The organism is Bacteroides sp. MSK.20.12 (assembly GCF_019052435.1).
GTDB lineage: Bacteria > Bacteroidota > Bacteroidia > Bacteroidales > Bacteroidaceae > Bacteroides > Bacteroides xylanisolvens.
In genome coordinates this window covers 1-24,333 of the sequence record NZ_JAHQVH010000042.1, presented here as the reverse complement: position 1 = coordinate 24,333, position 24,333 = coordinate 1, and the positions used below count along the sequence as shown (strand labels likewise).

The following is a 24,333-nucleotide window of genomic DNA, read 5'->3' as shown; positions in this document are numbered from 1 at the left end:
ATTTTTATCCTGCAAATATACATGATTATTGGTAAAAAAGAGAGGCAGATGCGAGATAATCTTTCCGATTGTGTTATTTTTGCCTCTTGTTAGTAGAGATAGTTATAAAATTATGATACGTATATTACATACTGCCGACTGGCATTTAGGACAAATCTTTTTTGGGTATGATCGCACAGGAGAACATGAGGTATTCCTGAATTGGCTGGCAGAAGAAATTCGTCAGAAAGAGATTGATGCATTGATTATAGCCGGAGATGTTTTTGATGTTTCCAACCCTTCCGCTGCATCCCAAAGCATGTATTATCAGTTTATTTATCGGGTGACAGTGGAGAATCCGAATCTGCAGATTGTCATTGTAGCCGGTAATCATGATTCGGCAGCACGTCTGGAAGCTCCTTTGCCTCTGTTGCAGGCTATGCGGACAGAAGTCAGAGGGGTGGTGCGCAAACTTGAAGGTGGAGAAATTGATTATGACCATTTGATCGTGGAACTGAAGAACCGGAAAGAGGAAGTGGAACTGCTTTGCATGGCTGTCCCTTTTTTGCGCCAGGGGGATTATCCGGTCGTGCAGACGGAAGGCAACCTGTACGCGGAGGGAGTTCGCGAACTATATTCGCAGCTTCTGCAAAGGCTATGGAAGCAAAGGACAGCGAATCAGTCGATTCTTGCCATCGGTCATTTGCAGGCTACAGGATCGGAGATTGCAGAAAAAGATTATAGTGAACGTACTGTGATTGGTGGTCTGGAATGTGTATCGCCGGAAGCTTTTTCCGAACAGATAGCGTATACGGCATTGGGGCATATACATAAAGCGCAGCGAGTGTCGGGAAGGGAGAATGTGAGATATGCAGGAAGTCCTATTCCGATGTCTTTTGCAGAGAAACATTATCATCATGGAGTCGTGATGGTGACTTTTGACGGAGGTTGTGCAGTGGACATTGAACGGTTGGAATGCCCGAAATTAATCCCTTTGGTAAGTGTGCCGAATGGAGAACCTGCCTTGCCGGAAGTGGTGTTGGAAGCTTTGAAAGAATTGCCGGAGACAAAGGATGTAGCTCCTTATTTAGAAGTGAAGGTACTGCTGGAGGAGCCGGAACCCATGCTTCGGCAGGAGATTGAGGAGGCATTGGCAGATAAAAATTATCGATTGGCACGCATTGTGTCTACCTATCGCACCGATGTAGAAAATAAGGAGAAAGAAAACGAGAACTGGAAGAGAGGATTGCAGGAGATGTCTCCCTTACAGATTGCGCAGTCTGCCTTTGAAAAGATTTATCAGGTGGAAATGCCTGCCGAACTGACAGGTTTGTTTCAGGAAGCCTATTGGGCTGCTACTCATAAAGAAGAGGAGGAAGAAGAATGAAAATACTGGCTATACGATTGAAGAATCTGACTTCGATAGAAGGGACAGTAGAAGTCGATTTTACAGCAGAACCATTACATTCTGCAGGTATATTTGCCATTTCGGGACCTACGGGTGCCGGTAAGTCTACTTTACTAGATGCTTTATGTCTGGCACTGTATGATAAAGCTCCCCGTTTCGCAACTTCGGTGGAAAGTGTGAATCTGGCAGATGTAGGAGACAATCAAATAAATCAGTCCGATGTAAGAAATTTATTGCGTCGGGGAACAAGCGACGGTTATGCGGAAGTCGATTTCTTAGGCATTGACGGACGGCGTTACCGTTCTCGCTGGTCGGTAAGACGGACAAGAAATAAGATAAGCGGTTCTTTGCAGCCACAAACGCTGGAGGTGAAAGAGCTGGATACGGAGAAAGAATTCCAGGGTACCAAAAAAGAGTTGTTGATTCAGTTGGTGGAGTTGGTGGGGTTGACGTATGAGCAGTTTACCCGTACCGTATTATTGGCGCAGAATGATTTTGCGACATTCCTGAAATCGAAAGGAGCGGCCAAAGCGGAGTTGCTTGAGAAGTTGACGGGAACCGGTGTTTATTCCCGGATTTCTCAAGAAGTCTATGCCCGGAATAAGGCGGCACAGGAAGAAGTCACTTTGATTCAGAATCGAATGAATGTGATCGAATTGATGCCGGAAGAAGAATTGCTTGCTTTACAAAAAGAGAAAGAACTGTCGGCCGAAAAGCGTGTGACAGGAATCAAACTGCTGGCGGAACAGAATGAACAACTGAATGTGGTTCGTTCATTAAAAATGCAGGAAGATCTTTGGAAGAAGAAGCAACAGGAAGAACAGGAGGAGCAAGCAAGATTGAAAATGTTACAGGGCGCATTGGCTTCACAAGAAGAAGGATTGGTGCATTTCAAGGCACAATGGGAAGCCATACAGCCGGACTTGAAGAAAGCCCGTCAGTTGGATGTACAGATACAGTCACAGCAGGACAGTTACACACAATCGAAACAGATGTTACAGTCCGCTAATAAACAGGTGTCGGAGCAGGAACAAAAAATGCGGATGGCTACGGAGCAGTTGCAGGTTTCTTATTCTTCTCTGAACCGTTTGCTGAATCATGTAGGAATAGAAGAAGCGTTGCAGCTAGAACAGGTGGAAGAAATTCTACGGCAGGAAGCAGACAAACTGACAGCCGGGATAAATACGAATGAAGAGCGGTTGTTGCGATTAAACTCTTTCGGATATCCGTTATTGACCGAAGAACAGATGAAGTTGCAAAAAGAGCTGACACGCCAACAGAATATCCGGCAATTGACGGAAACGCAGACGAAAACAAAGGCAGAAATAGAACGGTTGGAGAAAGAAACAACTGATTGCCTGAAACAATTGACGGAACAAGAAACTGCATTGAAAGTAACTCAACGCCTTTACGAAAATGTACGTATGGCAGTGGGAAAAGACGTGAAAGCATTGCGTCAGCAATTGCAGGAGGGGGAAGCTTGCCCGGTTTGCGGTAGTACGGCGCATCCTTACCATCAGGAACAGGAGGTAGTAGATACTCTTTTCCGGAGTATAGAACAGGAGTATAATGCAGCAGTAGCAAACTGTCAACAGATCAATAACCGGAGCATTGTTTTGCAACGTGATTGGACGCATCAGAAGATGGTGGACGGACAGGTTGGAGAACAGTTGGCGGCATTGTATAAAGCTGGGATCGATGCTGGTAACGAAGAGCAGATACAACATCGTTTGACGGAACTGGCAGAACGTATTTTAGAATATCGTAATCTTTATGCAGAATGGCAACGCAGCGATGAAGAAATTAAAAAGATGCGTGCGCATTGTGAAGCTCTTCGTGAGAATGTATCTCTTTGTCGCCTAGCGATGCAGAAAGTATCGTCTGCTAAAGAACAGTTGGTGTTATTGCAGAATGCTGCTTCAGCCGAACAAAAGAGATTTGAAGTTATAGAGAAAGCGTTAAATGTGCTCCGACAGGAACGTTCGCAACTGTTGAAAGGAAAAAGTGCGGATGAAGCGGAAGCAGTCGTGGCAAAAAGAGAAAAAGAGCTGAATTTGGCTTTGGAGAAAGCACGCAAAGAGGTAGAGGCTGTGTACAATCGCCTTTCTGGTCTGCAAGGAGAGATGAAGCAAATTACGCTGGCTATCGGAGAATTGCAGGAACAATATAAAAAGATTGAGTCTCCCGAACAACTTCCCGAAATAATAAAGAAACAACAAGAGGAAAATCTGAATACCGAACGTGCTCTTTCTACTATGGAAGCCCGTCTGCTACAACAAGCAAAGAATAAGCTAACTGTGGAACAGATAGCGAAGGAACTGGCAGAGAAACAGACGATTGCCGAACGTTGGGCGAAGCTTAATAAACTGATAGGCAGTGCGGACGGAGCGAAATTTAAAGTGATAGCTCAAAGTTACACTTTGAATTTGCTGTTGCTTCATGCCAATAAACATTTATCCTACCTTTCTAAACGCTATAAGTTGCAACAGGTTCCCGACACGTTGGCGCTTCAAGTGATAGATTGTGATATGTGTGATGAAATACGGACTGTGTACTCTCTTTCCGGTGGTGAATCATTCCTGATATCTTTGGCGTTGGCTTTGGGCTTGTCTTCCTTATCAAGCAATAACCTGAAAGTAGAATCTCTTTTTATTGATGAAGGATTCGGCTCTTTGGATGCGGAAAGCCTGCGTACGGCAATGGAAGCATTGGAACAATTACAGATGCAGGGACGGAAAATCGGAGTTATTTCTCACGTACAGGAGATGAGTGAACGAATTTCTGTTCAGGTGCAAGTACATAAGAAAGTGAATGGAAAGAGTGTGCTTACCGTTGTAGGGTAAGCACATCCATTGTCTCCTTTTACATTAATTCGTTCAATTCGCTTAAATTCTTCTTTATTTCGTGGATGCGATTTAAGAACTTCTTGCGGTAAATCCATAAAATCAATCCTAGTCCTCCGCCCCATAACAGGATAAAGAAGGCTATCATGCCTATTCCATATTGCCACACTTGCCAGTAGATAAATGAGAGTACAGCCAGTACCAGGAGGAAAGCAATAGCAATCAGTCGTTCTCTGATGGTCCATCGGTGTATACGGTTCACGCGGCTAATTACCTCTACCAGAGGCATCTCGTCTATTTGAGTCCGTTGGAGGAAGCGGGTGGTGACGATGTCCCAGCAAAGTGCGGGAATCCATGCGAAAATGATAATGATATAGATCGGGTTTAATCTGTTGTGCAACAACACCTCCGCTAAAAATAAGATCAATATCGGCAAAGAAATCAGAATAAGCTTGATGTTCAGGCTGGCAATGGCATGGATACCTTTGTCTGCATGCCTTATCAGCTTTTCAAGCTCTTCTTCTTTGATGAACTCTTTATCTTTCAAGTGTTCATCCAGAGCATTCCAAGATTTTTTCAGTTCTTCCAGTTCCATATATCTTATTCCTCCTTTTTCATTCTTTTAAGTTTGTCTTTGATGCGGCTTAGTTTAGTCGCTACATTGGTAACCGTCAGTCCGGTAATTTCTGCTATTTCTTCATAACTTTTGTCTTCGAGATAGAGCAGGATAATTGATTTGTCGAGTTGTCCCAGCTGGTTAATCATCTGATAAAGCTGTTTCAGCATTTCGTTGATCGGGTCGTGTGCTTCTATGGTCCAGTCAGTATCTTTGGTGAGACTGACAATTTCCGGTACATTCTTTTCTTTACGATAAAAACTGATACAAGTGTTGAGAGCAATACGATAAATCCATGTAGATACTTTACATTCTTTTCTGAATTTAGGATAAGCTTTCCAAAGATTCAGTAGCACATCCTGATAAAGGTCATTGAGCGGAGCATTGGGGTTGGCGTACAGATAGCACACTTTGTAGATCACCCGTTCATATTCGCGGATTACCGACAAGAACTCTTGCTCAATAGGAGGATTGGCTTCTGTTGTTTGTTCTCTCATGAAGTCTATGATTGCTTTTCTGGTTAGTTAGTCGTGAGAAAAGGAGAAAAATCACAGGAGAATGATGATTATTGAAGATTCGCTGCCAGAAACTTGCGCATTTCTTCGATGCTTTTTCCCCGGCGGCGGGTATAATCTTCGAGTTGGTCTTCTCCAATCTTTCCTACAGAGAAATATTCGGAAGCCGGATGTGAAAACATAAGTCCGCAAACAGAAGCGTGCGGATACATGGCCCCGTTTTCAGTCAATGAAATACCTATCTGTTTCATGTCCAGCAGTTCATCCAACAGGAAGTTGACAGACTGATCCGGTAAAGACGGGTAGCCGACGGCAGGGCGAATACCTTGATATTTCTCGACCAATAAATCCGCTATGCCCAGATTTTCTTCTTTGGCATATCCCCATGCTTCTTTTCGTACATACTCATGCATCTTTTCTGTTGCAGCTTCTGCCAGTCGGTCGGAGAGGGTTTGGACAAGTAAGTGTTTATATGGATCCTGTTCATACAGTCCTTCCATGTCCGCATCAATAGAAGAAGCAAAAGCACCGATGGTGTCGGGGATGCCGGAAGAAAGAGGACGAATAAAGTCGCTTAGACAAAGGAAAGGGCTTCCATCTCTTTTGGGCGTCTGCTGACGCAGTAAAGGAAAGGTGACGAATTGGTCTTTTTCTTTCTCAATAATCAAATTATCTCCGTCAGCGTTCGCTTTACAGAGCTTGAATAGGGTCTTTACCTCATAATCCCGGTCGAGCAGATCGAGCATCCGGTTGGCTTCTTTAAATAGCTGCATGGCTTCGGAGGCCTTGTTACGCTCTTCTTCCGGAAAAGTCGTCAGCCACGAAGCACGGCAGACGTCACATCCGTGAATGTTGGCGATGGCTGCAAAACGTGGCTGGAAACCCCATGCGTGGAAAAAGTAAACCCAGTTGATGTAGGGGGTAACTGTGTGTATTTTATAAGATAGAATCATAATTTATACAATTAAATGGGAATTTGAAATGATAAATGGGAATTTATCGGTTAAATGAGATTTTATCGGTTAAGCTGAAAGCCTTACAATTATATATTTATTGGGGTGCCCTGAAAGGGCTTAATTATATAGCGTAGGGCAACGCCCTACGAAAAAAACACACCAGCCACAAGCCCTGAAAGGGCGGAACTGTATACAATTATGCCCTTTCAGGGCGCAAATTCAGACTACCGTTTTTTCGTAGGGCGTTGCCCTACGCTATATAATTAAGCCCTTTCAGGGCACTCCGCAAAATTATCATTTATCGTTCGAAGAACAATTCTTGTCCGCGATAAGACTCGTCTATTTCTCCGTTGTTATATAACAGATGTCCGTTTGCAAATGTTTTCTCTACCTTCCAGTTGAATGTATGGCCTTCCAGCGGGCTCCATTTGCATTTGCTTAAGATGCAGTCTGTGGTAACGGTCCATTCGGAGTCGGGACGTACTAATACCAGGTCAGCCTGATAGCCTTTGCGGATGAATCCCCTGTTTGGTATCTCATACATCTGTGCGGGAGCATGAGCCATTTTTTCTACCACTTTTTCGATGGTAAACGCTCCTTTATCTGCCAACTCCAACATGCTGACTAGCGAGAACTGAATCATCGGCATCCCGGACATTGCCTTTAATGCACCTCCTTCTTTTTCACTAAGCAAGTGTGGGGCATGATCGGTTGCGATGGCATCAATCAGACCGCTGTTGACAGCCTTTTGCAAGGCTTTCCGGTCTTGTGCAGTCTTGATGGCAGGGTTACATTTAATGCGGGCACCCAATGTCTGATAATCTTCTTCTGTAAAGAGTAGATGAGAAACGCAGGCTTCTGCTGTAATTCTTTTTTGTGCCAGAGGAACGTTGGAAAACAGACTCAACTCTTTAGCGGTGGAAATATGCATGATGTGCAGGCGGGCATTTGTTTCCCGTGCCAGTTGCACAGCCAGCTCGGACGAACGATAGCAAGCCTCTTCCGAACGGAGAAGCGGATGAAGAGCCAGAGGTACATCGTCTCCGTATTCTTTCTTATATTTATCCGTATTTTCTTTGATAATTCCCTGGTCTTCGCAATGGGCGGCGATGAGCAGATCGGTTCCGCCGAATATATTACGCAAGCTGGCCATCCGGTCTACCAGCATATTGCCGGTGCTTGAACCCATAAATAACTTCACGCCACAAACCCGGTGTTTATCCAGTTGCGCAAACTGGGTATAGTTATTATTCGTTGCTCCGAAATAGCAGGAATAGTTGACTGCTGATTTCTCACCTAGTAGGATGAATTTCTCTTCCAAAGCCTCCAGCGTCGTAGTCTGCGGGTTTGTATTGGGCATATCCATGATGGAAGTGACACCTCCTGCTGCAGCGGCATGGCTTTCTGTGGTAATATCAGCTTTATGAGTCAGTCCGGGATCGCGGAAATGAACATGTTCGTCGATGGCACCCGGCAGGAGATAACACCCGCTTGCGTCAATGACTTCGTCACAAGGGGCAGTTGCTTTTTCTTCACCCACCAATATTTCGGCTATCTTTCCATTTTCAATGACTACTGAACCCAGTACTTTTCTTCCTTCGTTAACAATAACGGCATTTTGAATCAGTGTACGTTTCATGACTTTTGCGGGAATTTATGGAACCAACTATTTACTTTTAATTTAATCACACCAAATATGGCCTCTCCAAAGATGCTGCTATTCATCTTGGAAGTCCCTAGTTCACGATTAATGAAAATCACGGGAACTTCGATGATTTTAAAACCACATTTGTAAGCGGTGAATTTCATTTCAATCTGAAAAGCATATCCCTTAAAACGGATATGATCCAAATCAATCATTTCCAGTACCTGACGGCGGTAGCAGACAAATCCGGCAGTCGTGTCGTGTACGGGTATTCCTGTGATGAACCGCACATATTTGGAGGCAAAGTACGACATCAATACCCGTCCCATCGGCCAGTTCACTACATTCACTCCGCTGATGTAGCGGGAGCCGATGGATACATCTCCACCCTGTTCCGAACAAGCCTGATACAAACGGGGCAAATCGTTCGGATTATGACTGAAGTCGGCATCCATTTCAAAGATATACTCGTATGCGTGTTCCAGTGCCCATTTAAATCCGGTAATATAGGCAGTACCCAATCCCAGTTTCCCTTTACGCTCAATCATAAAAAGCCGTTCGGGAAATTCTTGTTGCAAGGTTTTTACGATGGTTGCCGTTCCGTCCGGAGAGCCGTCTTCTATTACCAGAATATGGAATACTTTGGGAAGGCCGAATACGGCACGGATGATATTTTCTATGTTCTCCCGTTCATTATAGGTAGGGATAATTACAATGCTATCCGATGTCTGCATATAGATACTATAAAATTTAAAACAAAAGTAGTTCTTTTCCTTTAGTTATAGCCGAACTAAGGAAAATTTAACGTGAAGAGCAGAATGCAATCTTTTGTTTCTTGGTGTGAAACGGTTTGTTCCTCGGTGTGAAACAAGTTGTTTCTCGGTGTGGAACACTTTGTTTCTCACCGAGAAACTTTGGGGGGATGAAAACTTTCCCACACTTATGTCTGTCCTGCGATTCTTTTTTGTAATTTTGCGGGGAAATTTTATAGGTATGACAATAACTGAATTGCAACAACAATATGCTGCCCACCCCAATATGGCAGTAATGAAACGCTTGTTGAAGGACACTTCTGTTCAGACTGTTTTTTGCGGAGGACTGTGTGCATCTGCTGCTTCTCTTTTTTCTTCTGTATTGGTACAAGAGGGTGGTTGTCCGTTTGTCTTTATTTTAGGTGATCTTGAAGAAGCCGGCTATTTTTATCATGACTTGACGCAGATATTGGGGACGGAAAAGGTGTTATTCTTTCCATCTTCATTCCGTCGCTCTATTAAATATGGGCAAAAAGACGCAGCCAATGAGATTCTGCGCACGGAAGTACTTAGCCGTTTGCAAAAAGGGGAGGAGGGACTATGTATCGTTACGTACCCGGATGCATTGGCAGAGAAAGTAGTGTCGCGAAAGGAATTGAGCGATAAAACCCTGAAACTGAATGTAGGGGAGAAAGTGGATACCACGTTTATCACTGATGTGTTGCATAGTTATGGCTTCGAATACGTAGATTATGTATATGAACCGGGGCAATACGCTGTTCGCGGTAGCATTATCGACGTTTTCTCTTTTGCTTCGGAATATCCTTATCGTATTGATTTCTTTGGTGATGAAGTAGAAAGTATACGTACCTTTGAAGTTGAGTCCCAATTATCCCGCGAGAAGAAAAGTGGAGTGTCTATTGTTCCCGATTTAGCAGTGACAGGAGACGTGACAACTTCCTTTCTGGATTTTATCCCGAAAGATACTACTCTGGCAATGCGCGATTTTCTTTGGTTGCGTGAACGAATCCAGGTGGTGCATGATGAAGCGTTGACTCCCCAGGCAATAGCTGTCCAGGAAGCCGCAGAGAATGGAGGCATTACATTGGAGGGAAAATTGATAGACGGCAGTGAATTTACTGTACGAGCACTCGATTTCCGCCGATTGGAATTTGGTAACAAACCAACCGGAACGCCGAATGCCAGTGTTACTTTCAATACATCTGCCCAACCCATCTTTCATAAGAATTTCGATTTGGTAGCTTCTTCTTTCAAAGATTATTTGGAAAAAGGTTATTCGCTATATATCTGTAGTGACAGTATGAAGCAGACAGATCGTATCAAGGCTATTTTTGAAGATCGGGGCGATCAGATTAATTTTACTCCCGTAGAGCGTACCATACATGAAGGATTTGTAGATAACACACTACGGCTCTGTATCTTCACCGACCATCAGTTGTTTGACCGTTTCCATAAATATAACCTGAAAAGTGATAAAGCTCGTTCGGGAAAAGTGGCACTATCTTTAAAAGAACTGAACCAGTTTACTCCGGGGGATTATGTGGTGCATACCGATCATGGTATCGGACGTTTTTCCGGTTTGGTGCGTATACCGAATGGTGATACTACGCAGGAAGTTTTGAAACTGGTGTTTCAGAATGAAGATGTAGTGTTCGTTTCCATTCATTCACTGCATAAAGTTTCTAAATATAAAGGTAAGGAGGGAGAGGCTCCCCGGCTTAACAAATTAGGTACAGGGGCATGGGAGAAACTGAAAGAACGTACGAAGAGCAAAATCAAGGATATTGCCCGCGATTTGATAAAATTGTATTCGCAGCGTCGTCAGGAAAAAGGGTTCTCTTATAGTCCCGATAGTTTCTTGCAGCGTGAGTTGGAAGCATCCTTTATTTATGAAGATACACCGGATCAGAGTAAGGCGACGATTGATGTCAAAGCGGATATGGAAAGTGACCGCCCGATGGACCGTCTGGTTTGTGGAGATGTAGGATTTGGAAAAACAGAAGTTGCAATCCGTGCCGCTTTCAAAGCTGTTGCCGATAATAAACAAGTGGCCGTTCTGGTTCCGACAACGGTGCTTGCTTACCAGCATTTTCAAACATTCCGCGAACGTCTGAAAGGACTGCCATGCCGGGTGGAATATTTAAGTCGCGCACGTACTGCCGCACAAACCAAAGCTGTATTGAAAGGACTGAAGGATGGAGATGTCGGTATTCTGATAGGTACTCACCGTATCTTAGGCAAGGATGTTCAGTTTAAAGACTTGGGACTGCTGATTGTTGACGAAGAACAGAAATTCGGAGTTTCCGTAAAAGAAAAGCTGCGTCAATTGAAAGTGAATGTAGATACACTCACAATGACTGCTACTCCGATTCCCCGTACCCTTCAATTTTCGTTGATGGGTGCGCGTGATTTGAGCGTGATTTCCACTCCGCCGCCTAACCGCTATCCGATTCAGACCGAAGTGCATACTTTTAATGAAGAAGTGATTACGGATGCCATCAACTTTGAGATGAGCCGTAACGGGCAGGTCTTTTTCGTCAATAACCGGATTGCGAACTTGCCGGAACTGAAAGCAATGATAGAGCGCCATATCCCGGATTGTCGTGTAGCAATCGGACACGGGCAGATGGAGCCGACAGAACTGGAGAAAATTATTCTGGATTTTGTCAACTATGACTATGACGTGCTCTTGGCAACCACAATCATCGAAAGTGGTATCGATATTCCGAATGCAAATACCATCATTATCAATCAGGCGCAAAACTTCGGATTGAGTGACCTCCATCAGATGCGTGGACGGGTAGGGCGTAGTAACAAGAAAGCATTCTGTTATCTGCTGGCTCCTCCGTTGAGTAGTCTGACTACCGAAGGGAGACGACGTCTTCAAGCAATTGAGAACTTTAGTGATTTGGGAAGTGGTATTCATATTGCCATGCAGGATTTGGACATTCGTGGAGCCGGAAATTTGCTCGGAGCCGAGCAAAGTGGCTTTGTTGCTGATTTAGGATATGAAACATATCAGAAGATTCTGACTGAAGCTGTCCATGAACTGAAAACAGATGAATTTGCAGAACTGTATGCTGATGAAATAAAAGGTGAAGGACAAATTAGTGGAGAAGAATTTGTAGAGGAGTGTCAGGTAGAAAGTGACCTCGAACTTTTATTGCCGGCCAACTACGTAACTGGCAGCAGCGAACGTATGTTGCTCTATCGTGAACTGGATGGACTGACATTGGATAAGGATGTGGAGGCTTTCCGCTCCCGCTTGGAAGACCGCTTCGGTCCGGTTCCCCGGGAAACGGAAGAATTACTCCGCATTGTTCCTTTACGCCGTTTGTCAGCGCGTTTGGGAGCAGAGAAGATTTTCCTGAAAGGCGGCCGAATGACCTTGTTCTTTGTTTCCAATCCGGATAGTCCGTTCTATCAAAGTAAGGCTTTCGGTAAAGTGATAGACTATATGATGAAGTATACCCGGCGCTGTGATCTGCGTGAGCAAAATGGCAGACGGAGTATGTTGATTAAAAATGTTACTAATGTGGAGACGGCAGTCAGTGTGTTGCAGGAGATTGTGGCGTTGCCAGTGAAAGAAGAATAAATAAGCTTTTCGGGGAAGATAAGCGAGGAATTGTTTGTTTTATACCAAGGGGATCTTTATCTTTGTAGATATCTTAATAACTGATATGGCTAAGAAATCATATAAACCTCAAAATAATGAATTGCCACAGGTCAATGAACCAGTGGCTGCTTATCATGTAACTACTCCTAATGCAAATCTTTATGTTCCTACAGAATATGAACAGGAAATTATAATGCATTCTGAAAAAGATTATGAGGAGGGTAGATTGCATACTCAAGAGGATGTGGATAAGCTGGTGGAACAATGGCTAAGTTAAAAATAGTCTGGACAGAAACAGCGACTATTGTTTTTCAGCAAATTCTGACTTTCTATAATGTGAGAAATGGAAATACCCAATATAGCCGTTCCATTTATACAATGGTGAGAGACGTATTGCAATTAGTCGCTAAATATCCTTATATGTATAAAGCTACTTCTGTTCCTAATATACGTGTTTTTCATTGTGATTATTTCAAAGTCTATTATCGGGTACTTGAAAAGCAGATTCTTGTGGAAGCTGTTTTTGATACTCGCCAAGATCCTGATAAGGCTCCTTTTTAGAGGTGGTTTTGTAAGTGATGGAATGGAGCGAATTATCTTTTTCCGTATAATTTGTCTATCAAATCAGAACGTCCGATACGTCTCAACTCATTGATGATATTTCTCCTTTCTTCCGGCTTATACCAGAAGAAGAACTGTCGTTGTGCTAGTTTCTCCCGTTGGGTTTTAGCACTGAATATCGGTTCTAACGTGTATGGATGGAATCCGGTATACCAAGCTTCGGTAGCAACCGTCATCGGAGTAGGAGTGAAGTCCTGCACTTGTTCCAGGTGGAAGTCCAGACGTTTAGTGATAACGGCAAGTTCCGCCATATCTTCTTCTTTGCATCCGGGATGCGAGGAAATGAAATACGGAATCAGTTGTTGACGTAGATTCTCTTCCCGGTTGATACGGTCGAATATCCTTTTGAATGTTTCAAATTGCTCGAAAGAAGGTTTGCGCATCACAGATAATACCCGGTCACTGGTATGCTCCGGAGCTACTTTCAGCCGACCACTTACGTGATTGACAATCAATTCACGGGTATACTCGGCAGTGCTGCGGTTGATCGCTTCATCTTTACTTTGATGAAGTAACAGGTCATAGCGTATTCCGCTACCGATAAACGATTTTTTTATTCCGGGCAAGGCATCTACTGCACGGTAAATATCCAGTAAGGGGCGATGGTCGGTATTTAGATTCGGGCAAACTTTCGGATGGATACATGACGGTCGTTTGCACTTCTTGCAAATAGCTTCGTCTTTTCCTTTCATCTGATACATGTTAGCGGAAGGACCACCCAAATCGCTTAAATATCCTTTGAAATCGGGTAACTGGATGACCTCTTTCACCTCTTTCAGTATGGACTCTTTGCTACGGCTGACGATAAACTTTCCCTGATGAGCGGAAATGGTGCAGAAGGCACAACCGCCGAAACATCCCCGGTGAATGTTGATGGAAAACTTAATCATGTCATAAGCCGGAATCCGTTTCCCTTTATATTTAGGATGAGGTAGCCGGGTATATGGCAAATCAAACGAACGATCGAGATCTTCCTGGCTCATCGGAGGATATGGAGGATTGACTACTACTATCTTGTTTCCGACGGCTTGCGTGATTCGGGAAGCCGAATATTTGTTGGATTCTTCTTCGATATGCCGGAAATTGCTTGCCTGTTTCTTTTTATCTGCCAGACATTCTTCGTGCGAATAAAGTGGAAGGTCATCTTCGGCAGAGGTCCATTCTGTTGCACGACAAAGATAGGCTGTTTGAGGAACTGATCCGATGATTGTTCTGAATTTACTGCTTGTCAGTACTGGCTCTTCAGCAGTAAGCAGACTTTTCATATTCTTCACCAGGTCTGGAAGTGGTTTTTCTCCCATTCCGTAAATGAGCAGGTCGGCACCGCTGTCGCATAAAATGCTCTTTTGCACTTTGTCCTGCCAATAATCGTAATGACTTAACCGTCTTAAACTGGCTTCGATTCCTCCGATAACTACGGGAACATCCGGATAAAGTTTCTTTAGTATCTGGCTATAAACCGTAGAAGGATATTCCGGACGCATATCCGGACGACCGTCCGGGGTATATGCATCTTCGCTGCGCAATCGTTTGTTGGCTGTGTATTTATTTACCATTGAGTCCATACATCCACCGGAGATACCGAAGAATAGCCGTGGGCGTCCCAACTTCTTGAAGTCACGCAGGTCGTCACGCCAGTTGGGCTGGGGTACAATGGCTATTTTCAAACCTTCCGCTTCAAGAATCCGTCCAATAACGGCAGCACCAAAAGAAGGGTGATCCACATAGGCGTCAGCACTGAATAGAATGACATCCAATTCATTCCATCCGCGAAGTTCTACTTCTTTCTTGGTAGTAGGTAACCAGTCAGTCAATCGATATTCTTTCATGCTGCAAAGATACGGATAATAAAAAACATCCCAATGATTTTTTTATTCATTGAGATGTTTAACTTCGATTATCGGGATGTTTTGCTTCAATCATTGAGATGTTTTTTTATAACTTCCCATTGATTGTGAACTGTAATGTCATTTGTTCTCCATCATAGATTTCACGAAAACCGATACCTTGTTCGGACAGATATTCCTTTAGATCCTGAAACGCGTCAGCATGGTTCATGATAATCTCTATCGTTTCTCCCGGAGAGGCAGTGCACATTGCTCTTATTGCAGGAATCAGCGGACTGTATGCTGTTATTCCGCAGGTATCTACCGTAATCATTATTCCTCCTCTTCTTCCGCTTCCGTGTTGGAAAGCCAGGTAAGATAGAGCTTAATGAGCTGTTGCAGACCGAATGCCTTCATATTATTGTGATAAATCACGTCGATACAAAGGTCCAGCAAGTCTTTACTGTCTTCTTCCTGACTGGCGATAAGGGAGCGGATATTAAGTTTCAACTTATCCAGAACTGCTTCATCTACAATACCGGTACTGTCGATAAGATGACGGAACAGAGCATATTTCTCAATTGTTCTCAAGTTTTCATTAGATACTTCTATGCTGCGTGTACCGCTAGGATTTGCTTGTATAGTATACATTGTTTTTTAGTTTTAAAGGTTATTATAGTAGCAAAGATAGAATTTAAAATGAGAAACGGATTAAAAAAAAAGGATATTTTTTATTTTTGAGTAAAGAATCCCAAGATGCCTGCCATGATGGTTGCCCGATCCGCTTCCGACTGGATGCTTTCGAAAGGAAAGCCCAATACAAAAGTGCGGTAGTTTCCTTTGTAAGCGATACCTGCGCTCTGATTGCCGGGTACATACGTAAATACAGGGAAAGCAGTATCTACGGGAACGATGCAATCTGCTGCAGGAACCGCATAACTGTTCTCATTGGGCAGACGCGGGATCGTGATCGTGCGCCCCAATCCTTTAATCTGATTTGCACTCTTATCCGTCAGGCTACTTTGATAACCATATTTCAGTATTTTCTCTGTAAACTCCCGGTTGCCTTGTGTGCCGCTCATATCGCTTCCTACATAAGCACCGCTGACAAATAGACTACCTCCCGACTGACAATAACTGGTCATAATTCGTTGCATAGCCGAGGAGAATGTCTTGTAGTACGCTTTATTTGCGGGGTCTTCTTTTTCCAGTCCCAGGATATAATCTACCACCGGATAATCTTCTAACGTAACCAATCCGTTTTCTACCGCTTCGTCACTGCATGACACAAAACTATATTTGCCGGCTGCCTGAATCGCTTTTCCATGAATAAAAGGATAATCGAATGTGTTCCCCGCTATTTTCATTCCTTCTAACTCGTTTCCGCTATGTCCCAGACTGCCTTTTCCTTCTTTTCCGGCTTGTGTACGGTCGAAGCCTGTTTGTGCTCCGCAAAACGAAATGTTTGATATATACGGGACTCCGGGATCTTGTGATAAATCGAATCCTGCTCTATCAGAAGTATTAATGATCGCCGGACCGCTGATTCTGTCAAAGCCATTGATGATAATTACCTTTTCCTGTTCGCGTTTGGCTTTATAAGCGGAAAGGATTTCGGAGGGAAAGCTTTCCCCGCCGCGGTTTACGGCAGTCACTTTGAATGAATAAACGAGCCCCGGTTCTATTTTAACAGTGTGGGACGTTTTGCTGACTAAGGTTCCATTGTCAAAGCCTCCATAACCGATGCGTGTATATACGATGTATTCCCGTGGGCGTGCAGTCGGTTCTTGCGGATCATCTTCACCTTTCCATGAAAGTTCCAGCGTATTCTTTTTCTTTCCGAATTGAATGGCGAAATTGCTGACTGGCAGGGGCTGAACTATATATTCTTTATCATGCTGGCTGGTAATGAACTGCAAAATACCTTTGTAAATGGCTCGTCCCACTGTAAACTTGAAGTTCGGATCATGCCCTAACTGCATATCTGCGAAATTCTGATGGGAGAGCAGTTCGATAATCGTAGAAGGTGTAGCCGGGAGACGTGTTTCACTGTAATTCCGGTTCCACATACTGCGGCGTGTCCAGGGGATGCTGTAACTGGAATAAATATCTTTTTGAATCTGTGTGAGCAGAATATCGGCTAAATCACGTGATGCATACCGGTCTGTTCCTGTATTCAGCTTTCCATTATTGAAATCGGTGGTATAGATACCGAGCGATCCGATAAGCTCATCAGTCTTGCTGCATCCGGCATCACTGTGCAACGCCATAGTCATTTCCAAAGGTACGCCTAAACCCGATTGTTGCGGGTTGTAGACAGAACTGCCCGACAAATAGTTGATAGCGTTGGAACGTGTGTTGATGTCGTCTGTATAGTCGTTTTCACCTTTACGTCCTGCATATACTTCGTATGGCATTCCCGCCCATTGCGCAGAGTAGCGTGCTCCTTCCAAATAACGGGGTAGCCCGCTGGTTCTTCCTCCACGGGCAATGTTTCCCATTCCACCTCCAAAACGTACTGCATCGGCGCATACAACTCCATGTTCGCTACTTTCGTTGCTAAGTACCACCATGCCGTAGTCGTTGTTCCCTTTATCAAATTCAAACGTTCCGAGGTAAACCCATGTGCCTCCACCTATTTTCTGATTAACTTTAAATTCGGTTACTCCTCCGTTATGGAATACCAGATATTTGGCGTCGCTTACACTATTGGGGAGTGTCTGATAAGAAACATAAACGGCATACTTGCCTGTTGCCGGTAGAGTAGGTACCCATTCGGCAAATACCTGGTCTTTATTCTTCTTTTTCTTTCTTTCGGTTGGTATGAAACGGCAGGTTCCGTCAGTGAAAGGATTCTCTCCCTCTTTATAAATCGTTTTCTTTTGAGCAAATCCTCTTACCGGAGCATTTGTCCAATTAGCTTTTTTGCTACCCACTTCCAGATAAAGGGAAGCATTGGGAGTGTCATTATCTACGATGATTTCATTCTTCTGCGTATCCCGTTCACGGGGAGTATAAACAATCGCTCCAGCATTCTCCAACATGGGAATCACGTATGGAAGAACGAAAGATTGAGTGAACATATCTTCCGTGGTGCAGAATAATCGAGGGCGTTGCCATCCCCATTCGTTTTTATCATTTTTGAAGTAGTTGCCGTGGCTTTGCCAGATTGCGATATGACGGTCTTGCAGTCCGCGTGAAATTTCATTGGGGCGTGAGATGTTTTTCACCCAGGGAGCTCCTTTATAGTCTATATTCAAAGATAACCGCTCCTTATCCTTTTTCTTATTCCGGTAGAAATTAGGAACCAAATCTTCAATAGGTTTTCCATCTGCATAAATGGTGAGCTGGTAATAATGAACAGGCCCCGGAAGCAGTTCTTTAACTTGATTATAAATGTATTCTACAGTTTCCGGACGGAAAGGCTGATAGGCGAAACTTTCCGATGCGTAGATTGCAATTGTCTTGCGATCATAATTTATATCGAAACTGTTCAGTTTAGGAGTGCTGATTTTGGCTGTTGCGGTATATTTGTTGAAGTAATCCGTCAGCCGTTCTTTTACATTTCTTTCAATATCTTGAGCGAAAAGAAAATTAGCACTTACAGTAAGGCATAGAAGAAACACTATTATCTTTTTCATTATTCAATGCTTTTGTTCTCATTTTCACCACAGAGGAAAGGAGGACACGGAGGTCAAATCTATGAAGCGATATAAAAATGGTTGTTCATAATAACTCTGTGTCCTCCTTTCCTCTGTGGTGAATTATCCCCGCAAAAATAACAAAAAAAGAGCGAGAAGTATCGAAACTTCCCACTCTTCTTTCATTGTTTTATATTCTCTTAATTAAGAATATTATTCTTATAAAGGAACGTATTCTACAAATGCTTCCATTGCTTCGTAAGAAGCCAGTCCTAACTTATCATACAAAGTAGCTGTGCCACGGTTGCGGTCTTCGCTACGTTGCCAGAACAAACGTTCGTCATTACCCAGGAACGGAGCGCTTTCCATCTGCGACTGATGTTTCAGGATAGAGTTACGTTTTGCACGAAGTTCTTCCGGACTGATCGGCACTGCCATTTCAATATTTTCGATTTCCCATTCAGCCCACGCACCACGGTACATCCAGATACGGCAGTCTTTCAGCCATTTGGCACCTTCTTCTTTTTCAAGATCAACGGCTGCGAATACGGCGTCCGTACATACACGGTGTGTTCCGTGCGGGTCGGCCAAGTCACCTGCAACGAAAATCTGATGAGGTTTCACTTCACGAAGCAAGTTACGTACGATTTCCACGTCTGCTTCACTGATCGGGTTTTTCTGAATCTTACCTGTTTCATAGAACGGCAAGTCGAGGAAGTGTACGCGATCTAATGGGATATTGTTGTAAGAAGAAGCTGTACGGGCTTCACCACGACGAATCAGACCTTTGATAGTCAGAATGTCACGACTGTCCATATCGCCATCTTTCTTCTCTTTCAAGAAATTACGTATTTCTGCATATTTCTCATTGATAACCTGATCTGCGCTGTTATTGAAGAGCTGGTTGAATCCGTTGATGAAATGCATGAAACGAACTACTTCTTCGTCGCCAACGGCGATATTGCCGGAAGTTTCGTAAGCTACGTGTACTTCATGTTTCTGCTCCACCAAACGACGAAGCGTACCACCCATCGAAATAACGTCATCATCCGGATGCGGAGAGAAAATGATTACACGTTTCGGATACGGTTTTGCACGTTCCGGACGGTAGGTGTCATCAGCATTAGGTTTGCCACCCGGCCATCCGGTAATGGTGTGCTGTAAATCATTGAAGATTTTGATGTTTACATTGTACGCAGAACCGTAAAGTGCCAGAAGTTCACTCAAACCGTTTTCGTTATAGTCTTTATTTGTCAACTTCAGAATCGGTTTGCCAGTCAACTGACACAACCAAACGATGGCACTACGGATTAGTTTATCATTCCATTCGCAAGAAGTTACCAGCCACGGACGTTGGATACGTGTTAAGTTCATAGCAGCTGAAAGATCAAGAGCTACATGCGCGTTGTTGTGAGTTTGCAGATAAGAAGCCGGAATAGTGTCAGTGATCGCACCTTCCACACATTCTTTAATCATAGCTGCTTTGTTTTCCCCCCATGCAAGCAGATAAACCTTCTTTGCGCCAAGGATAGTGGATACACCCATTGTAATAGAACTGATCGGCGTATTATCCAGCGTTCCGAAAATCTTGGATGCTTCGTTGCGTGATGCATTATCCAACAAGATCAGACGAGTGGTAGAATTCAGCCGGGAACCCGGTTCGTTGAACGCGATGTTACCTACACGGCCAATGCCCAACAAGGCAATATCAATACCTCCGAAGCTTTCAATGCGTTGTTCGTACAGACGGCAATATTCGAAGATGGTATCTTTGGGAATGCTTCCGTCGGGAGTGAATATATTCTGTTTGTCAATATCGATGTGATCCAATAACATACTCTTCAAAGCATTGAAGTTGCTGTTGATTGCATCGGGAGCCAACGGATAATATTCATACATATTAAATACGATTACATTGCGGAAGCTAAGACCTTCTTCCTTATGCATGCGGATGAGTTCGGTATATACGTGGCTGGGCGAATCACCTCCGGGGAGTGCCAATACGCAGAAGCGTCCTGCTTTTTGTTTTTCGCGGATGGTTTGTGCTATTTCGCGAGCAATATAGTTAGCACCTTCTTCTACGGATTCGTAGATGTCCGTAGGGATTTTTTCGAGTCTTGTCAAGACTGATTTTTCAAATGCATTCTCCGGTCTGTAGTATCTGGGGGAGACCCGGTGGAGACTGATTTGAGAACTAAGATTTGTTTTCATAAAGTTGTTAATTAAGTTATGTAAGATTAGCGTCCTTACGACTGTATTTTCACGACAAAGATACAAAAGAAGTCTATATAATTAACTACCGAGTTCTAGGTATTGTTGCTACATGAATCTGTTTTTAACATTTGTTATTTGGCAAATGTTATAGATGGAATTCGTCTGCATCTTTCCATACCGGGAACTTCTCTCTGAATTGGTGGAGAGCAGTGAGATTTACACTGACAGTCGTTATTCCTTCCTTTCCATCTGGAAATGAGCCGATTTCTTCTCCGAAAGCGGAGTAGACTTTACTTCCTCCATTATATGCAAGTTGGTATCCGTCTGTACCTACTCTGTTGACACCGCATACATAGCATTGATTTTCTAAAGCGCGTGCCCGGAGTAGAGTATCCCAAACCAGACGGCGGGGGATAGGCCAGTTGGCTACATATATTAAAAGGTCGTACTCGTTGCCTACGTTTCGGCTCCATACAGGGAAACGAAGGTCATAGCAAACCAGCAGGCAGATATTCCATCCGTGATAGGGGATGATGAGTCGTTTATCGCCGGCCGAAAAATGTTCGGCTTCCCGTCCCATACGAAACAGATGTCGTTTGTCATAATAGAACTCTTCTCCTTCCGGTGTCAGAAAGAACGCACGGTTATAAAACTGTTTGTTCTCTGTTGCTATATAGCTTCCGCAAATGGCTAGCTGGAATTTGGCGGCCCATTGTTTGAGTGTTGTAATGGTTTCCCCGGAATTTGGCTCTGCCAGTATTTTACTCTGCATACTGAATCCGGTAGAAAACATCTCCGGTAAAACAACAATCTCCGTTATTCCACGAAGACTTTGCAGCTTTTCGTAGAGCAAACGGAGATTTTCTTGTTTATTTTCCCAAACAATATCGGTTTGTATGATAGAAATACGGATAGACTCCATGATAACTAAGTATTAAGTAATAAGTATTAAGTATTAAGCCGTGCGGATAAGTATATCAAAAGCTACGATTAATACTTAATACCTGATACTTAAATCATATTTCTCCAAGAGCGAAATTCTCCGGATGTTTTCCTTTGAAATCCTTGAAGTAAAGTTTGATTTCTCTCATGTCCTTATTAATATCTCCTGACGGCATGATAGCTTTCGTTGCCGAAATCGTTTTCTTGCTGTAATCAATACCAATCAGAACGATCGGAACCTGGGCTTTCAAGGCTATAAAATAAAAGCCTTTTTTCCAGTTTGGATTCGCTTTACGGGTTCCTTCGGGAGTGATAGCCAAATTAAACTTTTTATATTCGGCAAATTTATGAACCATTTGATCTACTAGCGAAGTTTTTCGACTACGGTCGACGGGAATTCCGCCAACTGCTTTGAAAAAAATTCCAAGCGGAAAGAAAAACCATTCCTTTTTCATCATGAAACTTGTCTTACGGCCTATAGCACCATAAAATAGTTTTCCAATAAATAAATCAAGGTTTGTTGTGTGTGGAGCGGCACATATCACGCATTTATCATAATTAGGCACCGTAACGTTTGTCTTCCACCCTAACAGGCGGTAATAGATAAAGCTATAAATTGCTTTTTTCATTCTGTTGTTAGTTCAATTTCCCTATAGCTTCAATAATCTCGTTTACCTTTGCATTAAAATCAGCACGGAATTTCTTATAAAAACCTTTCACGTTGCCCGGTTCTGTGTGGCTGATGCGAGTGACAAACTCATCCTGCATCTTCAGTACCTCTGCCATCAGTTCATCTGCTTTCACCTTGTCGGTGCCAGGGATGAACATGCTGTTGATTAAACACTCGGTGAATAATTCTCCTGCGATATAGTTTACGTTCTTTTTGAGTTCTCTTCTACTTGCCATAATCTTTACATTTAATGGTGAATAATAAAAAATACTTGCGGTAAAGATAGGTACTTTCTTTGATTCTAGCGAATAATACGGGGAAAAACATTATTCAAGCCTGCATCTTCTTGCTGTATTTCTTTATTCAAATAACTTCGCAGGATTGATACTTAAGAATTGTTCGGCTTTCATGCCCCCTTCTCCGACTACGAAACTAGCATACGGTTGATACATTTTGCGTATTTCTTCTAGTCCTGCATTATACATTTCACTGTTGCTTTTTACTTCTATGGCTACAATCCGGTTTTTCTTTTTCAATATATAATCTACTTCCTTATCTTTTTCTCTCCAGTAAAATACTTCATAGTTACCTGTAAATGCGTTGGAAACAATATGTGCACCAATTGCAGATTCAAAAATACGTCCCCATTCTTTTCTGTTGAGAATAGCCTCCTTAAAAGTCAAATCATTATATACGGTTTTTAAAGCATTGTTGAATACCTGAAATTTAGGAGCGCTTGCTCTTTGGCGCGACTTGTCCATTGCAAACTTTTGTAAACCGGTCAGTAAGCCGCTATCTCCCAGTAAGTTTAAATATCCTGCTAGCGTTGTTGTATTTCCAGCGTCTTGTAATGCTCCTACCATTTTGGTCAGCGATACGATTTCACCGGAATAAGAAGTTCCCAGTTCAAAAGTTTGCCGTAATAATGCCGGTTTGCTAATTGGGGAATCGTATAAAATATCTTTATTGATAGTGGCATCTATGATTGCTCCATTGATATATTGTCCCCAGCGTTCTTCATCTTCTATCAAAAAAGCTGCTCCCGGGTATCCACCGAAATAAAGATACTGTTCCAGACTCATATTAAATGCATCCCGCATTTCCGGATACGACCAGTGTGTCATTCTTATCTCTTCAAAGCGACCCATCATCGAGTCTGATAATCCCTTTTCTAACAATACACGTGAAGAGCCGAGAAGAACGACTTTCATATTAATATCATTGAATGTATCTGCATCCCATTCTTTTTTGACTACTTCACTCCAATTTTTTATTTTTTGAATTTCATCGATTATCAGAATAAATTCAGATAATTTTTCTACTCGCATCTGTACTCTTGCCGTATTCCAACAGTCTGAAATCCAAGATGTCTGTGTAGCAGGAATACTATCTGCCGAATAGATTTGATAAGGTAGATTCAGATCATTGACTACTTGTTTGATGACTGTAGTCTTTCCAACTTGGCGAGGTCCTAACACTACTTGCAGGAAATGTCGAGGCTCTTTTAGTCTTTTTGTAATCGTTTGATATTGAACTCTTTTATACATGTTTTCTGTTGTTTATTCAATAGAATGAGTACTTTTACTCAATATATTGATTAGTTTTACTCAATAAATAACGCAAATATACACAATAAGTTGCTTTGTATCATTTTAAATCTACAATTCTTTATCTTTTCTTTAATCATGGAATTAAAGAGTATAAAAATGAATGAAACGGTGCAGAAATGAATGAAAGTTTGGTCTACTATAAAGTTGAAAAACATAAAAACATCTGCCACCTGCAACGAAAAGCGTGTAACACACTAATTAATAAATAGTTGGAACGTTGCAGATACCTGTTGCAGATAGGTTGCAGATAAAGTATCTGCAACACGTTATATAATCAAAGAAAAAGCCTGGATTCCTTTGTGCAAAGCTATGGGATAATTGGGGTGACTCCGTGGAGAAATGGTGGTGTCTCTACGGGGAAACGACAGTATCTGTAGTGTACTAAATAAGTTGACACTTCTTCAATGCGAAATTCCCATGAAAGAATTAAAAAAGAAGTACACTCCTTACACAGAATC

The 24,333-nt window shown here is 42.9% G+C and carries 18 protein-coding genes and 1 pseudogene; 6 read left to right on the top strand and 13 right to left on the bottom strand.

Going from position 1 to position 24,333, the window contains the following annotated elements; genetic code table 11:
- Positions 1-112: 112 nt before the first annotated feature.
- From KTR06_RS18895 to KTR06_RS24795, 3 genes and pseudogenes are all read left to right on the top strand, one after another.
- On the top strand, positions 113-1,366 hold the full coding sequence (locus KTR06_RS18895) for an exonuclease SbcCD subunit D C-terminal domain-containing protein (RefSeq protein ID WP_217290704.1): 1,254 nt from the start codon (positions 113-115) through the stop codon (positions 1,364-1,366).
- Positions 1,363-4,230 (top strand): AAA family ATPase, encoded by a 2,868-nt coding sequence (locus KTR06_RS18890; protein ID WP_217290703.1) that lies wholly within the window; start codon positions 1,363-1,365, stop codon positions 4,228-4,230. Before KTR06_RS18895 ends, KTR06_RS18890 begins: the two co-directional genes overlap by 4 nt.
- A 483-nt stretch (positions 4,231-4,713) precedes the next feature.
- Positions 4,714-4,758: pseudogene (locus tag KTR06_RS24795) on the top strand (hypothetical protein); the annotation flags it as partial.
- 72 nt (positions 4,759-4,830) lie between these two features.
- Here KTR06_RS24795 and KTR06_RS18880 read toward each other — a convergent pair.
- The 4 genes from KTR06_RS18880 to KTR06_RS18865 form a co-directional block, all read right to left on the bottom strand.
- Complete coding sequence (locus KTR06_RS18880) at positions 4,831-5,343, bottom strand: RNA polymerase sigma factor (protein WP_008643303.1); 513 nt, start codon at positions 5,341-5,343, stop codon at positions 4,831-4,833.
- 68 nt (positions 5,344-5,411) lie between these two features.
- Positions 5,412-6,314, bottom strand: a complete 903-nt coding sequence (locus KTR06_RS18875; protein ID WP_118408332.1) for a vitamin B12 dependent-methionine synthase activation domain-containing protein — start codon at positions 6,312-6,314, stop codon at positions 5,412-5,414.
- A 301-nt stretch (positions 6,315-6,615) separates the two neighbouring features.
- A complete protein-coding gene (locus KTR06_RS18870; protein ID WP_217290702.1) occupies positions 6,616-7,956 on the bottom strand; it encodes a dihydroorotase in 1,341 nt (446 codons plus the stop codon).
- The gene (locus KTR06_RS18865; RefSeq protein WP_004312608.1) at positions 7,953-8,696 is read right to left on the bottom strand and encodes a polyprenol monophosphomannose synthase; all 744 of its coding nucleotides are present in this window, start codon (positions 8,694-8,696) and stop codon (positions 7,953-7,955) included. The genes KTR06_RS18870 and KTR06_RS18865 overlap by 4 nt, the downstream gene beginning before the upstream one ends.
- 259 nt (positions 8,697-8,955) lie before the next feature.
- Between KTR06_RS18865 and mfd the strand changes: the two genes are divergently transcribed.
- The 3 genes from mfd (at position 8,956) to KTR06_RS18850 (ending at position 12,912) form a co-directional block, all read left to right on the top strand.
- A complete protein-coding gene (mfd, locus tag KTR06_RS18860; RefSeq protein WP_055236913.1) occupies positions 8,956-12,330 on the top strand; it encodes a transcription-repair coupling factor in 3,375 nt (1,124 codons plus the stop codon).
- Between the two features lie 85 nt (positions 12,331-12,415).
- Positions 12,416-12,628 carry a hypothetical protein gene (locus KTR06_RS18855; protein ID WP_008021814.1) on the top strand — a complete coding sequence of 71 codons (213 nt, stop codon included), beginning with the start codon at positions 12,416-12,418 and terminating at the stop codon, positions 12,626-12,628.
- A complete protein-coding gene (locus KTR06_RS18850; RefSeq protein WP_004312602.1) occupies positions 12,616-12,912 on the top strand; it encodes a type II toxin-antitoxin system RelE/ParE family toxin in 297 nt (98 codons plus the stop codon). Before KTR06_RS18855 ends, KTR06_RS18850 begins: the two co-directional genes overlap by 13 nt.
- 32 nt (positions 12,913-12,944) lie before the next feature.
- On the opposite strand, the gene KTR06_RS18845 is transcribed toward KTR06_RS18850, so the two are convergent.
- The 9 genes from KTR06_RS18845 to KTR06_RS18805 all read right to left on the bottom strand — a co-directional run bounded on the left by KTR06_RS18845 (position 12,945) and on the right by KTR06_RS18805 (position 23,812).
- Complete coding sequence (locus tag KTR06_RS18845; RefSeq protein ID WP_151928250.1) at positions 12,945-14,801, bottom strand: YgiQ family radical SAM protein; 1,857 nt, start codon at positions 14,799-14,801, stop codon at positions 12,945-12,947.
- A gap of 106 nt (positions 14,802-14,907) precedes the next feature.
- Complete coding sequence (locus KTR06_RS18840) at positions 14,908-15,132, bottom strand: sulfurtransferase TusA family protein (RefSeq protein WP_004312598.1); 225 nt, start codon at positions 15,130-15,132, stop codon at positions 14,908-14,910.
- The gene (locus tag KTR06_RS18835; protein ID WP_004312597.1) at positions 15,132-15,449 is read right to left on the bottom strand and encodes a hypothetical protein; all 318 of its coding nucleotides are present in this window, start codon (positions 15,447-15,449) and stop codon (positions 15,132-15,134) included. The genes KTR06_RS18840 and KTR06_RS18835 overlap by 1 nt, the downstream gene beginning before the upstream one ends.
- An 80-nt stretch (positions 15,450-15,529) precedes the next feature.
- The gene (locus KTR06_RS18830; RefSeq protein ID WP_217290701.1) at positions 15,530-18,439 is read right to left on the bottom strand and encodes a xanthan lyase; all 2,910 of its coding nucleotides are present in this window, start codon (positions 18,437-18,439) and stop codon (positions 15,530-15,532) included.
- Between the two features lie 219 nt (positions 18,440-18,658).
- Entirely contained in the window at positions 18,659-20,650 is a 1,992-nt protein-coding gene (locus KTR06_RS18825) for a glucosamine-6-phosphate deaminase (protein WP_087318820.1), read from the bottom strand.
- A 148-nt stretch (positions 20,651-20,798) separates the two neighbouring features.
- A complete protein-coding gene (locus KTR06_RS18820; RefSeq protein WP_217290700.1) occupies positions 20,799-21,575 on the bottom strand; it encodes an amidohydrolase in 777 nt (258 codons plus the stop codon).
- Positions 21,576-21,669: 94 nt separating this feature from the next.
- Entirely contained in the window at positions 21,670-22,224 is a 555-nt protein-coding gene (locus KTR06_RS18815) for a 1-acyl-sn-glycerol-3-phosphate acyltransferase (protein WP_004312588.1), read from the bottom strand.
- A gap of 7 nt (positions 22,225-22,231) precedes the next feature.
- On the bottom strand, positions 22,232-22,501 hold the full coding sequence (locus KTR06_RS18810; protein WP_004306027.1) for a hypothetical protein: 270 nt from the start codon (positions 22,499-22,501) through the stop codon (positions 22,232-22,234).
- Between the two features lie 123 nt (positions 22,502-22,624).
- Positions 22,625-23,812: an ATP-binding protein gene (locus tag KTR06_RS18805; protein WP_004312586.1), complete on the bottom strand. Its 1,188-nt coding sequence runs from the start codon at positions 23,810-23,812 to the stop codon at positions 22,625-22,627.
- Positions 23,813-24,333 lie beyond the last annotated feature (521 nt).

Coding starts and splice junctions, on each gene's coding strand:
- KTR06_RS18810 (WP_004306027.1), bottom strand. CDS start 22,501: ATGGCAAGTAGAAGAGAACTCAAAAAGAACGTAAACTATATCGCAGGA.
- KTR06_RS18870 (WP_217290702.1), bottom strand. CDS start 7,956: ATGAAACGTACACTGATTCAAAATGCCGTTATTGTTAACGAAGGAAGA.
- KTR06_RS18890 (WP_217290703.1), top strand. CDS start 1,363: ATGAAAATACTGGCTATACGATTGAAGAATCTGACTTCGATAGAAGGG.
- KTR06_RS18845 (WP_151928250.1), bottom strand. CDS start 14,801: ATGAAAGAATATCGATTGACTGACTGGTTACCTACTACCAAGAAAGAA.
- KTR06_RS18865 (WP_004312608.1), bottom strand. CDS start 8,696: ATGCAGACATCGGATAGCATTGTAATTATCCCTACCTATAATGAACGG.
- KTR06_RS18815 (WP_004312588.1), bottom strand. CDS start 22,224: ATGAAAAAAGCAATTTATAGCTTTATCTATTACCGCCTGTTAGGGTGG.
- KTR06_RS18840 (WP_004312598.1), bottom strand. CDS start 15,132: ATGATTACGGTAGATACCTGCGGAATAACAGCATACAGTCCGCTGATT.
- mfd (WP_055236913.1), top strand. CDS start 8,956: ATGACAATAACTGAATTGCAACAACAATATGCTGCCCACCCCAATATG.
- KTR06_RS18805 (WP_004312586.1), bottom strand. CDS start 23,812: ATGTATAAAAGAGTTCAATATCAAACGATTACAAAAAGACTAAAAGAG.
- KTR06_RS18825 (WP_087318820.1), bottom strand. CDS start 20,650: ATGAAAACAAATCTTAGTTCTCAAATCAGTCTCCACCGGGTCTCCCCC.
- KTR06_RS18835 (WP_004312597.1), bottom strand. CDS start 15,449: ATGTATACTATACAAGCAAATCCTAGCGGTACACGCAGCATAGAAGTA.
- KTR06_RS18850 (WP_004312602.1), top strand. CDS start 12,616: ATGGCTAAGTTAAAAATAGTCTGGACAGAAACAGCGACTATTGTTTTT.
- KTR06_RS18820 (WP_217290700.1), bottom strand. CDS start 21,575: ATGGAGTCTATCCGTATTTCTATCATACAAACCGATATTGTTTGGGAA.
- KTR06_RS18875 (WP_118408332.1), bottom strand. CDS start 6,314: ATGATTCTATCTTATAAAATACACACAGTTACCCCCTACATCAACTGG.
- KTR06_RS18855 (WP_008021814.1), top strand. CDS start 12,416: ATGGCTAAGAAATCATATAAACCTCAAAATAATGAATTGCCACAGGTC.
- KTR06_RS18895 (WP_217290704.1), top strand. CDS start 113: ATGATACGTATATTACATACTGCCGACTGGCATTTAGGACAAATCTTT.
- KTR06_RS18880 (WP_008643303.1), bottom strand. CDS start 5,343: ATGAGAGAACAAACAACAGAAGCCAATCCTCCTATTGAGCAAGAGTTC.
- KTR06_RS18830 (WP_217290701.1), bottom strand. CDS start 18,439: ATGAAAAAGATAATAGTGTTTCTTCTATGCCTTACTGTAAGTGCTAAT.